We start from the raw sequence: 14,839 nt of genomic DNA, 5'->3' as shown, positions 1-14,839 counted from the left end.
ATCATTGGTACACCAGCGTTTTGTGCTACACTTAGCCACCTGTACTACTTTTTACTAATGCAGGCGACTTTTATGCTGAAACAATCCTTTCTCGCCCTCTTTGTTTCTACTGCCCTTACACCAGCCTTTGCCGCTACAGAGCCTGATGAACAACAAGAGCTACGCGCTCAACTTGATTTACTAAAAGCACAAATTGCTCAGTTAGAGGCCCGTTTGGCAGCCCAGGAGCAACGTAATGTCGCAGCAGATACGACAACCAGCGTCGAGCCTGCTACTGTAGCCATAACAGCTGATGCTGCGCCAGCAACAGATCTGGCATCAGCGCAGCCAGACGGTATTCGCGTAGGGGGAGCAATTCGCACCAACTATAGCCATACCTCCTACAGCGATGGTAATAAAAACCGTGGCGGGGATTTTGACTTTGATATTTTCCGTTTAAATCTAAGCGGCAGTGTTGGCGATGTGACCTTAGATGCCGAAATCCGCTTTTTTGATTATATGACCACAGTGAAATATGCCTATGTTGGTTATCAACTCGCCGAGCATTGGCAAGTGCAAACGGGTATAACGCAGGTTCCCTTTGGTAACTGGCCTTATAATTCTCACAATTATTTTTTTAGCACCAATTACTATATTGGCCTGGAAGATGACCACGATCTCGGTATTTTGTTTAAACGCCGTCTGGCCAACAACTGGCAATTGGATTTGGGTTTCTTTAAAAACGATGAGCTGGGCGGTGTTGATGGCTATGTTAGCAACCGTGCCGATCGTTATTCTTATGATATCGTTGCGGCTAGATTGCCTGGCGAAGGGATCTATGATGATCCTAACGCAGCGCTAGGCGAATACAATACCCTTAGTGGCCGCTTTGCCTACCACACTGAATTCAATAGTGTCAAAACCGAGGTGGGTGTGTCAGCACTCAGTGGCGGCTTGCATGATGGCATTCGCCGGGCCGGTGATTATTATGCTTGGGGTTTGCACCTAAACAGTCATTACGGCAACTGGAATTTGCAATTACAGCATACTCAATACGCTTATAATGTTAATGATATCAAACAGATGGTGGTTGGCTCCTATGGCTTTTACGACAGTATCGCCGCTGAAGCAAAATCAGGTACCTTCAATTTGGCTTATAGCCTGCCATTGCAATGGGGCCCGGTAACAGGTGTACAATTTTACAACAACTACGGCTTGGTTTACGACAAATCGGACGCTAGCGCCAATACTATGATGAATGTCACCGGCTTCTCACTTGCAGCCGGTGGACTCTTTACTTACTTTGATTTAGTCCATGCCCGCAATCAGCCCTTTGTTGGCGGCAGTGCTGTGGGTAACAGCAAAGAAACTGAGCGCCGCTTTAACATCAATATTGGGTATTACTTCTAATAATTACCTCTGCACGATCTCCTTAATTTTGAGGGGATCCTTAGTTCTGGATAAACCTTTTTACTGCTAAAACATGGAACTGACTGATGACAACAAATAAAGATCCGATGATCCCGGATGGAGAAGTCAATCCGATCGATACTGATTACCAGATTGGCCAGGATAATATCGTCGTAAAGGTAGGTCCTTTTGGCTTAGATATTCATAACAGAGTGTTTTTAATCTCCGGTCTCGGCATTATTGCTTTTGTGGTGTTAACACTATTATTTAGCAGTCAGGCAGGCCCGGCTTTTACCTCGCTGCGAAATAGCTTAACCTCAAATCTTGATTGGTTCTTTATCTCGGCAGCTAACATTTTTGTGTTGCTGTGTTTAGTGCTCATTGTGAGTCCACTGGGTAAAGTGCGCTTAGGCGGCACCGAAGCAACCCCCGACTTCAGCTATCTGGGTTGGTTTTCTATGTTATTTGCTGCAGGTATGGGCATTGGCTTGATGTTCTATGGCGTTTCAGAGCCGCTAACCCATTTTAGTACTGCCTTTGCGGGCCTAGAGTATGAAGAAGGTGCGCGAGTTGATTGGGCACCGTTGGCGGGTGCAGCTGGTAATAATGCCGCCGCCGCTGAGCTGGCAATGGCCGCAACCATCTTTCATTGGGCATTACACCCTTGGGCTATTTATGCCATCTTAGCACTTGGACTTGCGCTGTTTAGCTTTAACAAAGGCTTACCGCTAACTATACGCTCGGTGTTTTACCCTATCTTAGGCGAACGGGTCTGGGGCTGGCCCGGGCATATCATCGATATTCTGGCTGTCTTTGCCACGCTATTTGGTCTTGCCACCTCTTTAGGTATTGGTGCTTCTCAAGCCAGCGCCGGCCTTAATTATTTATTTGGTTTGCCTGGCGGCACAGCCACGGAAGTGATCTTAGTTATTGCCATTACCGCTCTGGCATTAATCTCAGTTGTGGCCGGTTTAGAGGCTGGGGTAAAGCGCCTGTCTGAAATCAATATGTTGCTGGCTGCGCTACTGTTGCTGTTTGTAATTATTGTTGGCCCTACACTGGCTATCTTTACTGGCTTTGCAAACAACCTTGCAAGTTACTTGCAGCATTTGCCGGCATTATCTAATCCTATTGGCCGGGAAGATACTAATTATTCACAAGGCTGGACCACCTTTTACTGGGCCTGGTGGATCAGCTGGTCACCTTTTGTCGGTATGTTTATCGCCCGGGTATCACGAGGTCGCAGCGTGCGCGAGTTTTTAATATCCGTTTTGCTCATTCCTTCATTGGCTTGCATATTTTGGATGACGGTTTTTGGTAGCACCGCTATTAGTCAGGTGGTACAAGAAGGTTATCAGGCAGCCGCTGAGGCGGCCTTACCCTTGCAATTATTTGCCATGTTAGATGGTTTACCGTTGGCACAGCTCAGCTCTTTTATTGCTATCGTGCTGGTTATTGTATTTTTTATTACCTCATCAGATTCCGGCTCCCTGGTCATTGATACTATTGCTGCCGGCGGTAAAGTCAATGCACCAACCGTGCAACGGGTGTTTTGGTGCACCTTTGAAGGGCTGGTAGCCATTGCCTTACTGATAGGTGGGGGACTCACGGCTCTACAGGCTATGGCGGTTTCAACCGGCTTGCCCTTCACCTTGGTGTTATTGGCTGCCTGTGTCGCTATTGTTAAAGGCTTAATGTCTGAGCCCAGAGTAAAATAAACTATATATGAGCGAAAATGAGCTGGAAATAGAACAATTAGAGATTTTAAGCTTCCTAAAGCGACATTCGCCTTTTCAGGAGCTGTCTGCAGCAGAGCAGCTTAACCTAGCACAGCAAATTGATGTCGGCTATTTTCGGGCTGGCAGCGATATCTTGGCTTACAACGCACCACTGGATGCGTTGTATCTTATTCGCAGCGGTGTGGTCGAAACCTTTCGCCGCAATGGTGATCTCTATAATCGTTTATCAGAGGGAGGCATTTTTGGTGAGCAAGGATTGCTCAGAGGAAAAAAAGTCCGTTTCCCAGCCAAGGCGTTACAGGATACCCTTATTTATCTGATCCCTGCTGCAGCCTTTGAACAGCTGTTTGATCAAAATGAGTTTTTTGCAGACTACGTCGAGGTGGGCGATGCAGAGCGCCGTGCTGAACCGCGTATTGAAAAAGCTGCTAACCACCAGTTGATGAGTGCTAAAGTCAGCGAATTATTAAGCCGTCCGCCTTTACTGCTAACAGCCGCAGCCAGTATCCAGCAAGCCGCTATTAGCATGCGTGAGGCTGGCGAATCTTGTTTATTGCTAACCAACCCCGCCCAGCCTGAGCAGATCATCGGACTGATTACCGATCGGGATTTACGTAATCGGGTGGTGGCTGAAGCCTTAAACACGGCTAACCCGGTGGCGGAAATTATGACCGAACAGCTGGTAACAGTGCAGGCAAGCCAATTTGTGTTTGAGGCCATGTTGTTGATGTTAAGACACAATTTGCATCATCTTCCGGTCTTAGCACAGCAAAGGCCGGTCGGTATTATCGCTATTGCTGATATTATCCGACATGAATCCAATAATAGTCTATTTATTGTCAGCAGCATTTATCAACAGCAATCCGTGAGTGACTTAGCACAGTTAAAAAGCGCAGTGCAGGCCTGTTTTGTGCGCATGGTAAACGAAGATGCTAATTCGCAAATGATTGGCAGTGCGATGGCCACCATTGGCCGCAGTTTTAAACAGCGACTGCTGGAACTCGCAGAACAGACCCTTGGTCCACCGCCGATCCCCTACTGTTTTTTAGCTTTAGGCTCGATGGCGCGTGATGAACAATTAATCGTGACGGACCAGGATAACGCCTTAGTACTGGATAACAGCTACGATCCAGAGCTACATGATGCTTACTTTGCAAAATTGGCGAGCTTTGTCTGTGATGGTTTAGCTGAGTGTGGTTATCCACTTTGTAGCGGCGACATTATGGCAACCAACCCACGCTGGCGCCAGCCACTGCATGTATGGCAGGGGTACTTTCAGGATTGGCTTAGCAAACCTACTGCAGAAAAACTGTTACACAGCAATATCTTCTTCGATTTAGATGGCGTTTGGGGTAATACTGACTGGGCCAAGCAACTCAACCAACAAATTACCCAAAGTGCGCCGGGTAGCAAAACCTTTTTAGCCTCGATGACCCGTAATGCGCTGCGCCGCACGCCGCCGCTGGGCTTTTTCCAGGACTTTGTTATGGAAGAGGATGGCCGGCAAAACAACTCGCTTAATATCAAACGTCGCGGTACCGCTCCGTTCGCCGATTTATTGCGCATCTACGCGTTATCAATGGGCAGTCAGGCTCGCAGCTCTTATCAGCGGCTAGCTGTGCTTAGCGAGCGTAACCTTTTACCCAAAGGCCGCGCCGAAGATTTACGTGACGCTTACGAAGTAATTGCGATGACCAGGATCCGTCATCAGGCAGCAGCTCTGCAACAACAGCAAACACCGGATAATAATGTCGAACCTGGACAACTTTCTGAATTTGAGCGCAAACATTTAAAGGCTGCTTTTTTGGTACTGGCCAACGCTCAGAAGTTTCTTAAATTTCATTTTCAAGCTTAAGCATGTTATACCTCGGTTCGCAATTACCTAAAGCCGCCCCGGTGGATTGGCAGCAACGCTTTGCTAAATTGGCTCAGCAAAGTAAGCAGCCGTTGCTGCAACAGTATTATGCTGCAGGAATGGTCGATGGCAGAACAGCGATTGCAAATACGCCCCTGCTGGCCTTGGACTTAGAAACCACCGGCTTAGATCCACGTTGCCATGGTATTGTCAGTATTGGTCTGGTACCGCTAACCAGTCAGCGAGTTCAAAGCTCGCAAGCCCAGCAATGGCTGGTAAAGCCGCGCTTTGCGCTAACCAGCAGCTCAGTGAAAATCCACCGTATTACCGACAGTGCTTTGGCCAACGCGCCAGATTTGTTGGATATTTTGCCGGAGTTTTTAGCCGCCATTGCCGGTAAGGTGTTATTGGTGCATTGCGCCGATATAGAGAGGCAGTTTTTAGCGGCGGCGCTAAACGTCCGCCTGCGAGAAACACTGCAATTCCCAGTAATTGATACCATGGCACTGGAGGGGCGGCTCTATCGGGCCAAACCTTTAACGCTGTGGCAAAAGCTACGTAAACAACAACAACCGTCAATTCGCTTGGCCGCCAGTAGATCTCGCTATGGCTTACCGCCCTACTTACCTCACCACGCGGTAACGGATGCCTTAGCCTGTGCTGAGCTATTTTTAGCACAATTGACGCATCGTTTTCCGATCACTACCGCGGTGAACGAGCTTTGGGATTAATGCCGCTAGTCAGATAACGCTAAGTTGCCGACTTAAAACATTGGCACTAACTGCGGTAAAATAACGCGTTGCGGGGAGTTAGTCGCCGTAACACTCAGTGCAATGCTAGGGATATCCGTTTCACTTAGTAAATCTTTATGCCAGACCCGCAGAGTATAATCGCCCTCGGGAATGTTGCTAAGGTTAACCATCCCGGCCGCATCACTGCTGGCATAATAAGGTGTGTCTAATACCACAACCCAAGCAATCATCTCATCATGAATATTACAGCCTAATACTGCCACACCACTTTGTTCAAACACTACCGGCTCAGTTGGTGTACCAACATAAAGCTTTATTTCAAATTGTTTAACCGGGGAAAACGAATAAACATGGTGGCGAACAGTGTCTTCATTTGGAAAGCTTACCGCAGTGCCTCGCGGCACAATAGTGATCTCGGGTATAAAGGATTTGTCGCGCTGCACAATTTTCACCGGAGCGGCGGCCTGCAAAGCGGCACTGGCCGCTGTTGATTCAAGAAAGACCACTGCAGCTGAAACAGGCTTACCATCACCATCGACCACACTAACCGTTACCGTATTGGCATAAAGCGTGGTGCTGTAACAGTAAAGTAAGCCCAGCAGCCAGCTTGAGGAAAGTTTAAGGCTCAATAGCAATCCCCGCTAAGGCGCTACCCTCTGCTAAAACACCTACTTTGTGTGCTTTACCAGTGGCTAAATCCACCTGATATAAGGTTGTAGCGGTGTCTGTTTTAGTGCTCACCGCAATCAGTCCGATATTATTAAGGTCGGATATATCGAATGAGACTTGCTGTAAATCAGTAATACCCAAAGCGCCTACCGTAAAAAGTTGCCCGGTATTAGGAGACACCGCTGGCTCAGTGCCTTCAACACTGCCTTGTGTTACCAGGGTTCCCATTGCCATATCGATAGCGTAGTTAGTGGTTAGTTTAGCATCTTGTTGGTTGTAGGTATAAGCCGCGGCAACAATAGCAGGTTCTTTGCCAGCATGGCGGTCAGTGGCGGCATAATGCAAAGCGGGATCAGTCGACGCTAAAGCACCCGTTTCAGGATGCAACCGTAAATTCTGGCCGAGGGCGTTCACTACGCGGATCCGATCAGCTGCCGGATTAAAATCAAAACCATACTGTGCAGTTTGCAGCGTGCCTGCAGTTAACGGTTCCCCAACCGCCGATACGGTACCAGTAGCAGTGTTAATCGTATAGAGTTGGCCTTTGTTTGAAAGGGCAAAAAGTACACCATAAGCAACACGGTAATCTATACCCTGTATTTGCTCATTGTCTGCCAAACCCGTTAAGGTTTTTTGCTCTAGTATTTGCATCGGTGATTTGGCATTCACTTTCATCAATTGTTGGCTTTGCGTCACTAACCATAACGACTCATTGCCTTTTAGTTCCGGCAGCGTATTTGCTGCCACTGGATTTGCCAAGCCCAAGCCGACAACAAAACTAGCTACTAACGCAGAACGCGCAAAATTCATAACGGTATCCTTTTACACTATGACTATCAGTCTTATACAGTAACGGTTTTCATACAGTTCAGCAAATAACAAAATATCGAGCACCAGTAGTTAAGCTCAGAGAGGTAAAAACGCTGCTAGTAAACCTAATAAGGCGCCAAACACACCACCCCATACCACCAGCCAGCCTAGGTGCTCACGTATCATTTGTTGAATCATTTCTTTAACCAGCCCAGGGGTAAGTTCATCCAAGCGTTGCTGTACGATATGTTCTACCTGAGCGGATAACTGCTGTATTTGTCCGGCGTCGGCCAATTGTGTCTGCACCAAGTGATGAAAATCTTCTGTCTGCGTTATTTCCACAAGTGATAATTTAAGTTTGGCAATAAAAGGCTCTTGCAGCGGCAACAGTACCGAAGTTCCTCCGAACATTGCTAACATGCCTCCGAAAGACGATTGTTCAACCACTTTTAATAAACTGCTAAAGGCCGGTGACAAGTCCGTTTGCTCGATAATTGGACCAAAGTCAAAGGCTTGCTGAGTATTTTTATCTGCTAAAAACCGCTCTATATTATGCTGATTAAAAAACTGGTTCATCACTAAATGTTGGATCCCTGCTTTAAACTCATTAAAGCGCAATGGGATCACCCCTGAGCCGTAAAGCAAGGGTACCTTTTCAAACAACATGTGAATTGCTAAGGTATTAGTAACAGCGCCGGCTAATGCAAATAACCCTACATTCAATAAGATAGGTTGTTGCAAGCCTCCGCCTAGGAGTACCAATGCTAACGCCATAAGATTAGTCGTCACGTTTTTATTCATACACTAATTATTCCTTAACACAGTAAGCAGAAACTTGCCGCGATTGTATGCTTGCCATAGTAAAACAGCAATTATACTTACATTACTCATGGTAACAGCGGTAGTTTTTAAGATAAAAAACAGCTTATACTCAACCTATTAGAAATACGGTAAAGGCAATAAACTGAATGGCTGTTTTGCAAAAAATTTCTCTCCTCAAAGCAAATCTGCGATCGGCAGAGCAAGCTCTGGCTGATTATGTGTTGGCTAACCCGCAACACATCCGCCAATTATCCTCACAAGAGCTCGCATCAGCTGTCGGCGTTAGCCAGGCAACGGTTGTTCGTTTTACCCAAAAGCTCGGCTATAAAGGTTATCCCGATTTTAAATTCGCTATTACCGATAGCCTACATATTTTAAATGATGAACAACCGGTAAAATTACATGGTGATATTTCCTTAGCTGACTCCTATGCGACCATGGCCAATAAGTTATTAGCCGGTAAGATAGAGGTGTTAACCAATACCTTGGGCGCTAACGATCAGCAAACGATGGAACAGTTTTGCCATAAGCTATTGCAAGCACGCCGCATTATGCTTACTGGCAAAGGGGCGTCCTTTTTGGTTGCACAAGATTTTTGCTTAAAACTACGGAAACTCGGTATGAGTGCTATGGCTGAAAGTGATAATCATACCCAATTGGCAGACCTAGCCCATTACAGCACTAAAGATGTTCTTTTTGTGATTAGTGAGTCTGGTGAAACCTCCGAGATGGTCGCCATAGCACAATACGCTCGCCAACAAAAAATTACGCTGTTGAGTTTAACCGGCTTTGCGCCCAATACGGTGGCAAAGTTATCAGAACTCAATCTGAAAACGGTTGCCAATGAGAGTGCGGCTCGCTTATCTTCAATTTTGTCGCGCAACGCTCAAGAGCTGGTCATTGATTTACTTTTTATCTTACTGACTCAATCTTCAGTAAAAGGGCGTAAAATGTTAGCGGCGTCCAACCAGGCTGTTGCCGACTATCGTAATAAAACGCGTTAAGCCGATGTCGTATCCGACTCAATTCATTATTGCCTAAAGCGAGTGTTTTATGAACCTGCCTGAGTTTGTGCATACCTATCGTCAATTGCCAGCTAGCTGTTTTGAGGATTGTCTCCCTACTACTGTAGCGGCCCCGCAATATTTAGCTTTTAACCAGCCACTTGCTGCAGAACTTAATTTGCCTGAAACACTTCGGGGCACTGAACAAGGCTTAGCTTTGTTTAGTGGTAATAAATTACCTGAATGGGCTGCTCCGCTGGCACAAGCCTACGCAGGTCACCAATTTGCTAATTACGTGCCACGACTTGGTGATGGCAGAGCTATCTTGCTCGCTGAGCTACGCACCCAAGATGCTAAGCTCGTTGACCTGCAACTAAAAGGTGCTGGACGTACGCCATATTCTCGCCGTGGTGACGGTCGTTCAGCTATTGGGCCAGTTATTCGTGAGTACCTGGTCAGTGAAGCCATGTATGCACTGGGTGTGCCCACTACCCGCGCCCTGGCGGCAGTTGCTACCGGCGAGCAGGTTTTTCGCGATGAAGCCTTACCCGGTGCTATTTTAACCCGGGTAGCGAGTAGCCATATTCGGGTGGGTACCATGCAGTATGCTGCAAGCCAGCAAGATCCCACAGTTATTAAAAAGCTCGCTGATTATGTGATAGATCGTCACTATCCTGGTTGCTTGCAAACGGAAAACCGGTATTTGGCATTATTAAGTCAGGTGATTGAACGCCAGGCAGCGCTTGTCGCTCACTGGATGAGCTTAGGCTTTATTCATGGTGTGATGAATACAGATAACATGACAGTCAGCGGCGAAACGATTGATTATGGTCCCTGTGCTTTTATGGAAGCTTACAATCCTGCGCAGGTATTTAGTTATATTGACCAGCAAGGCCGCTACGCTTATAAAAATCAACCGGCGGCGGCGCAGTGGAATCTCGCTCGCCTGGCTGAAACACTATTAACCCTGATTCATCCTGAGCAAGACAAGGCCATTGAACTAGCTGTTAGTGCCTTGGAAAAGTTTCCTGAGATTTATCAACAGCAATGGCTAGATCGCTTTGCGGCAAAACTAGGGTTAACTAACGCTTCGCTGACAGATAAGCCTTTGATTGATGACTTTTTACAATTGCTCGCCGATAGCACAAGCGACTTTACCCTTGCCTTTCGCGATCTTAGCATTACAAACCAACCGTACTTAAGGCGCCAGGTTAATATAGAGCATCTACAACACTGGTTAGAACGCTGGCAGGCGCGTCTTGCCGAACAATCAGCGGTTGCAGGAGATCCAAGCGCTATTATGGCTGGCGCTAACCCGGTATTAATCCCCAGAAATCATCTTATTCAGCGCGTTATTGATGAAGTCACGACAACTGGAGATCTTAGCTTGTTTAATCAATTGCATCGACTATGGCAAAATCCATTTCTTGATACTGAGGAAAACAAAGCGTTTCAGGCCGCAGCTGCACCGCAAGAACGAGTATGTCAAACGTTCTGCGGTACCTGATACGCTAATTTAGCCGGTAATCCAGTTTTGATAAAGTGGAATACCAATAAGTATATTAAACGGAAAGCTGATCCCAAGCGCGGCTAATAATGCTAAGCCAACGTCAGCTTGCGGAATGGCGGCTCTTATTGCCGCAGGTGCTGCAATGTAAGAGGCACTGGCCATCAAGGTTGCCAGAATTAAGGTACTCCCTTCTGGCAGGCCCAACAGGCTCGCTAAGCCGATACCTAACAGTGCCAAGATGGGCGGTAAACAAAATGCAAATAGCATTAAGCGCCAATAACGCCACGGCAATGGATTACACACCCGTGCCGTACACAGCCCCATTTCCAGCAGAAAGAGAGCCAATAATGTTTTAAAACCACCCAGCAACACTGGGGTAAGCTGAGCTAAACCATCAGCACCGTAGAGTGCACCGATTAGCATACCACCAACCAGTAGTAAAACGCCCCGACTGGTCAAAGCCTCATGTAAAATCGCAAAGCCACTGGCTTTACTGCCATTTAGGTAGCGGTATAACCATAACATCACCACTATCGCAGGTAGCTCTAACAATACCAGATAGAGGGTTGTTTGCGGTGACATTACTAAATTGTTGGCTGCTGCCACTGCGAGTACGACCGCAAAGGTCCCGGCACTGACCGAGCCGTAGTGAGCCGCAATACTGGCGGCATTAGCGCTGTCTAGTTTTACAACCTTTCTTAACAGTGGGTACAACAATAAAGGGAGTAAGGCCCCCGCCAACACTATAGCGCCTAACTCAGGCAGCAAAGGCAAAATAGGTACACCATGGAGTGCCATACCGCCTTTCAGACCAATAGTTAGCATCAATAAAATAGATAAGGTTTCGTAGATAGGCACTGGCACTTTTAAATCTGACTTTACTAAACCCGCGATCAGGCCTAAAGCGAAAAACATAATGACTACATCAGGCATTGATAATCTCCTTTAATTTGCCGATGATCTTGCCTGCTACCGGCCCTTTATGCTAATTAATATTAAAACAATTCACTATAGATAATTATAAATGGACCAACGGCATTTAAGTTTTCGGTTACTGCAGGTTTTTCGGCAAGTCGTGCAAAGCGGCAGTATTACAGGCGCATCACGCCTGTTACATCTAACCCAGCCCACCGTCTCTTTACAATTAAAAAAGCTAAGCGAGGTTATCGGTGAGCCACTGTTTTATTATCAACAGCATAAATTACAACTTACTGCTGCCGGCGAGCTGTTATACCAGACAGCACAAGATATTGACGAGCGACTAACCGAGCTGAGTCAGCAACTAAAACAACAACGCACTGGCAACAGCGGGACTATTTCGCTGGCCGTCGTAAACACTGCGCAGTATTTACTACCACAAATATTAGCAGCGTTTGACCACGCTTACCCGGCAGTACAGGTGACCTTGCATATTGGCAATCGCGCACGCATTTTAGAAAGATTTGAGCAACAACAAGATCATCTTTACCTATTTAGCCATCCGCCACGGGGAGACAATGTACATGCCAGATCCGTGGTGCCTAACCCGCTCTATATCGTAGCGCCGCGGGAACATTGGGCAGCCAAAGCAGACTCCCTGCGCTTTGAACAGTTAACACACGAGCGCTTCTTATTACGCGAACCAGGTTCTGCCACTCGTATGACCTTCGATGCCTGGCTAAGTAGTCAAGCGACAGAGCTACACCACAGTATGCAAATGGAAACGAATGAGGCTATTCGGCTAAGCGTGATAGCAGGCCTGGGGTTGGCGGTGTTGTCTGCGCACACCTTACCGCCAGCGACGTTGTTACGCCAACAGTTAGCGGTGCTTAAGGTCGCGGGTTTTCCGTTAAGTAGTCACTGGTACCTGGTGCAGCATGCTAATAAACGGCTACCGCAAGCGGCATTAAAACTACAACATTTTATTGAGCAGCATCTGAGTGATTGGCAGGATCCGTTGCAGCAGTAAAATAGTGTGCTTTTTCCACGGCAAAGTCATTTAGCCAATTGCTAAAGGCCTCTGCTGCTAACGGTTTTGAAAAATAGTAACCCTGTACCTGCTGACAACCCGCGGCAAGAACCCGGCTTAATCCCGCCTGATTTTCCAAGCCTTCCGCGGTAACTCTAAGGCCAAGACCCGCAGCTAATTTAGCTGTAGCCTGCACAATAAGTTCATCTTGCTCATTGTGTTCAATATCTTTGATAAATGCACGGTCAATCTTAACCTCATGCACAGGTAAGCTTTTTAAATAAGCTAATGAAGATTGGCCAGTACCAAAGTCATCAATCGCTAATTTAATACCGGTATTCTTTAATTGTTGTAAGTTATTAATGGCTTTTGCGGTATCTTGCATCACAGCGCTTTCAGTTACCTCCAAACTCAAAGCAGAAACAGGCACTTGCTGCGCCGCTAACCAGCTCGTTATTCTGATAGGTAATTGTTCGTCCAGCAGATCATCTGCTGACAGATTTACCGCCACACAAAGCTCAGGATGCATAGGTAACCAGCTAGCCAATTGGCTAATGACTTTTTGTAACATCCAATTAGAAATTAAACTGATATTACCGGAGCGCTCAGCGAGCAAGATAAACTCGACCGGCGAAATAAAACCTAATTGCGGATGCTGCCAGCGAATTAACGCCTCGGCACTGATGGCTTGTTGCGCCACAATATCAACCTTGGGTTGATAGGCAATAAACATTTGACCGCTGCTCAGGGCAAAAGGTAAATCTCGGATGATCGTTAATTCACGTTGATGGCTTTCATCCTGACCGCTTTGGTATATTGCCAACGGCAGTCCTTGCTGCTTAGCGGAATTCAGGGCAATATCAAGGCGCCGCAGCACCTTGTTAACATCAGTTTCGCCTTGCGGGTAAAAATAACAACCGCAGATCAAAGGTAAGGTGATGACTGAGCCGGCCAAATCGAAAGGCTGGCTTAGCTGTTGTACTAAGCCGCTGCGTTCTTGCTCGGTACTCGACGCATCTAACGCCAAGAGAAACTCATCAGCCCCTAAACGGGCACAAAATCTTACCTGCTTATTTTCTAATAACCGTTTTGCTAATTGTTGTAGCAATAAGTCACCATTACCAAAGCCAAAGCTATCATTGACATGCTTGAACTTCGCAATATTCAGTTGCAGTAATTGTCCCGGCGCTTTACTAAATAATCTGGGTAAGTGTTTATCTACCGCTAATCGATTTCCCAATCCGGTTAAGGTATCGCGTTCTGCTTGTTGTTTAAGCTCGGACTCCCGCTGAAAAATGGCATTGCGCATCAAGGATAAGGTATTAGCCAATAAGGCTATTTCTGCCAACTTAACCGACGGCGGCGCAATATTCGCTCCCTTGCCAATTGCTGCTGCAAATTCAACGAGTTTATCTAAAGGTCGGGTAACACTGCGGGTGTAAATAAAGGCCGTCACTAATGCCAAGGCTAAACCTAAACTAAAAATTTGCAGTAACTGACTACGAAGATGCTGATAATTTGTTAACCAACGTTCGTTAGGTAAATGTAAAAAAGCCCAAAGCTGTCGTTGCTGATCTAAAGAAAAAGCCTGCGCAATATAATTAAGCGGTAGATCAGATTCGATTTGTTCTTCAGTTAAATGCAAATCGTTTAACTGCTGCATTACCGCATTTTGTAATGTTTCATTTAGGGTGGAGCTTAAAACACGCCGCTCAGTAATGGTAATCTGGCTAAAACTAACATCTAAGCCGGTAATCGCTTGAATTTGTAGTGCTAACTGCTCATCTACTGTAAAACCCATACCGACCCAAGCCACAACCTGGGGGGCGCGTACCGGCACCAACACTATTTGATATGCATGCTGTTCTATACTCACAATATCGGTAAAAGCGCCTTGTTGCGCTCGAGCCTGCAGAAAGCTTTGCTGCAACGTGGCGCTATCTGGCAAAGGTAAGGTGGAAGCTAACAATCGGCCGTCAGGAGAAAAAAGTAGTGCCAAATTAGCGTTAATCCTGGCGCCATGATTTTCTAAAACGCTTTGAATTGTTGCTTGCTCAGCTGTGGCGACTGCCTGTCGAAAACCAAAATCTGCTGCCAACAACCGCACACTGTCGGTAAGCTGATCGCTTCGAACTTGCAGCGTCTGTCTAAAGACATTAGTGGCAACTTTTAAGATTTGCCGTGCTTGCTGCTCGCTATCACGGTGCATAGTATTGAGTGTTGCGTACCCTGTCACTAGCGCTAACAGCACCAGTAAAGCAACCAGTAATAGTGTTAATTGACTACGCAGCGAACTAAACATCTTGATACCTTGCTTTAACCACTATCGCTATACCGCTAC

12 protein-coding genes are annotated in these 14,839 nt (G+C 46.6%); 7 read left to right on the top strand and 5 right to left on the bottom strand.

Annotated features, from left to right (window positions below):
* Nucleotides 1-72: 72 nt before the first annotated feature.
* From IE163_RS16715 to IE163_RS16700, 4 genes are all read left to right on the top strand, one after another.
* Entirely contained in the window at nucleotides 73-1,389 is a 1,317-nt protein-coding gene (locus IE163_RS16715) for a carbohydrate porin (RefSeq protein ID WP_189434145.1), read from the top strand.
* Between the two features lie 86 nt (nucleotides 1,390-1,475).
* Nucleotides 1,476-3,107: a BCCT family transporter gene (locus IE163_RS16710; protein ID WP_189434144.1), complete on the top strand. Its 1,632-nt coding sequence runs from the start codon at nucleotides 1,476-1,478 to the stop codon at nucleotides 3,105-3,107.
* Nucleotides 3,108-3,114: 7 nt separating this feature from the next.
* On the top strand, nucleotides 3,115-4,983 hold the full coding sequence (locus IE163_RS16705) for a DUF294 nucleotidyltransferase-like domain-containing protein (RefSeq protein WP_229833625.1): 1,869 nt from the start codon (nucleotides 3,115-3,117) through the stop codon (nucleotides 4,981-4,983).
* A 2-nt stretch (nucleotides 4,984-4,985) separates the two neighbouring features.
* The gene (locus IE163_RS16700) at nucleotides 4,986-5,714 is read left to right on the top strand and encodes a 3'-5' exonuclease (protein ID WP_189434143.1); all 729 of its coding nucleotides are present in this window, start codon (nucleotides 4,986-4,988) and stop codon (nucleotides 5,712-5,714) included.
* 32 nt (nucleotides 5,715-5,746) lie between these two features.
* On the opposite strand, the gene IE163_RS16695 is transcribed toward IE163_RS16700, so the two are convergent.
* From IE163_RS16695 to IE163_RS16685, 3 genes are all read right to left on the bottom strand, one after another.
* Complete coding sequence (locus IE163_RS16695) at nucleotides 5,747-6,364, bottom strand: methylamine utilization protein (protein ID WP_189434142.1); 618 nt, start codon at nucleotides 6,362-6,364, stop codon at nucleotides 5,747-5,749.
* The gene (locus tag IE163_RS16690; protein WP_189434141.1) at nucleotides 6,354-7,214 is read right to left on the bottom strand and encodes a DUF4394 domain-containing protein; all 861 of its coding nucleotides are present in this window, start codon (nucleotides 7,212-7,214) and stop codon (nucleotides 6,354-6,356) included. Before IE163_RS16690 ends, IE163_RS16695 begins: the two co-directional genes overlap by 11 nt.
* A 96-nt stretch (nucleotides 7,215-7,310) precedes the next feature.
* Nucleotides 7,311-8,015 (bottom strand): DUF445 domain-containing protein, encoded by a 705-nt coding sequence (locus tag IE163_RS16685; protein WP_189434140.1) that lies wholly within the window; start codon nucleotides 8,013-8,015, stop codon nucleotides 7,311-7,313.
* A gap of 167 nt (nucleotides 8,016-8,182) precedes the next feature.
* Between IE163_RS16685 and IE163_RS16680 the strand changes: the two genes are divergently transcribed.
* Both IE163_RS16680 and IE163_RS16675 read left to right on the top strand, forming a co-directional pair.
* On the top strand, nucleotides 8,183-9,040 hold the full coding sequence (locus IE163_RS16680) for a MurR/RpiR family transcriptional regulator (RefSeq protein WP_189434139.1): 858 nt from the start codon (nucleotides 8,183-8,185) through the stop codon (nucleotides 9,038-9,040).
* A gap of 49 nt (nucleotides 9,041-9,089) precedes the next feature.
* A complete protein-coding gene (locus IE163_RS16675) occupies nucleotides 9,090-10,547 on the top strand; it encodes a protein adenylyltransferase SelO (protein WP_189434138.1) in 1,458 nt (485 codons plus the stop codon).
* Nucleotides 10,548-10,556: 9 nt separating this feature from the next.
* On the opposite strand, the gene IE163_RS16670 is transcribed toward IE163_RS16675, so the two are convergent.
* The gene (locus tag IE163_RS16670; RefSeq protein WP_189434137.1) at nucleotides 10,557-11,483 is read right to left on the bottom strand and encodes a sodium-dependent bicarbonate transport family permease; all 927 of its coding nucleotides are present in this window, start codon (nucleotides 11,481-11,483) and stop codon (nucleotides 10,557-10,559) included.
* A 91-nt stretch (nucleotides 11,484-11,574) separates the two neighbouring features.
* Here IE163_RS16670 and IE163_RS16665 point away from each other — a divergent pair, with 91 nt between their 5' ends.
* The gene (locus IE163_RS16665) at nucleotides 11,575-12,498 is read left to right on the top strand and encodes a LysR family transcriptional regulator (RefSeq protein ID WP_189434136.1); all 924 of its coding nucleotides are present in this window, start codon (nucleotides 11,575-11,577) and stop codon (nucleotides 12,496-12,498) included.
* Here IE163_RS16665 and IE163_RS16660 read toward each other — a convergent pair.
* Complete coding sequence (locus IE163_RS16660) at nucleotides 12,452-14,800, bottom strand: putative bifunctional diguanylate cyclase/phosphodiesterase (protein ID WP_189434135.1); 2,349 nt, start codon at nucleotides 14,798-14,800, stop codon at nucleotides 12,452-12,454. The genes IE163_RS16665 and IE163_RS16660 overlap by 47 nt on opposite strands.
* Nucleotides 14,801-14,839: the final 39 nt, after the last annotated feature.

The sequence above is a fragment of the Alishewanella longhuensis genome (assembly GCF_014653435.1).
GTDB lineage: Bacteria > Pseudomonadota > Gammaproteobacteria > Enterobacterales > Alteromonadaceae > Alishewanella > Alishewanella longhuensis.
Note: the sequence above shows the minus strand (reverse complement) of the source record. Positions and strands in the feature narration are given on the sequence as shown.

Excerpts from the sequence above, each read along its gene's own strand:
- IE163_RS16715 (WP_189434145.1), top strand. The coding sequence starts at position 73 with ATGCTGAAACAATCCTTTCTCGCCCTCTTTGTTTCTACTGCCCTTACA.
- IE163_RS16710 (WP_189434144.1), top strand. The coding sequence starts at position 1,476 with ATGACAACAAATAAAGATCCGATGATCCCGGATGGAGAAGTCAATCCG.
- IE163_RS16705 (WP_229833625.1), top strand. The coding sequence starts at position 3,115 with ATGAGCGAAAATGAGCTGGAAATAGAACAATTAGAGATTTTAAGCTTC.
- IE163_RS16700 (WP_189434143.1), top strand. The coding sequence starts at position 4,986 with ATGTTATACCTCGGTTCGCAATTACCTAAAGCCGCCCCGGTGGATTGG.
- IE163_RS16690 (WP_189434141.1), bottom strand. The coding sequence starts at position 7,214 with ATGAATTTTGCGCGTTCTGCGTTAGTAGCTAGTTTTGTTGTCGGCTTG.
- IE163_RS16685 (WP_189434140.1), bottom strand. The coding sequence starts at position 8,015 with ATGAATAAAAACGTGACGACTAATCTTATGGCGTTAGCATTGGTACTC.
- IE163_RS16680 (WP_189434139.1), top strand. The coding sequence starts at position 8,183 with ATGGCTGTTTTGCAAAAAATTTCTCTCCTCAAAGCAAATCTGCGATCG.
- IE163_RS16675 (WP_189434138.1), top strand. The coding sequence starts at position 9,090 with ATGAACCTGCCTGAGTTTGTGCATACCTATCGTCAATTGCCAGCTAGC.
- IE163_RS16670 (WP_189434137.1), bottom strand. The coding sequence starts at position 11,483 with ATGCCTGATGTAGTCATTATGTTTTTCGCTTTAGGCCTGATCGCGGGT.
- IE163_RS16665 (WP_189434136.1), top strand. The coding sequence starts at position 11,575 with ATGGACCAACGGCATTTAAGTTTTCGGTTACTGCAGGTTTTTCGGCAA.
- IE163_RS16660 (WP_189434135.1), bottom strand. The coding sequence starts at position 14,800 with ATGTTTAGTTCGCTGCGTAGTCAATTAACACTATTACTGGTTGCTTTA.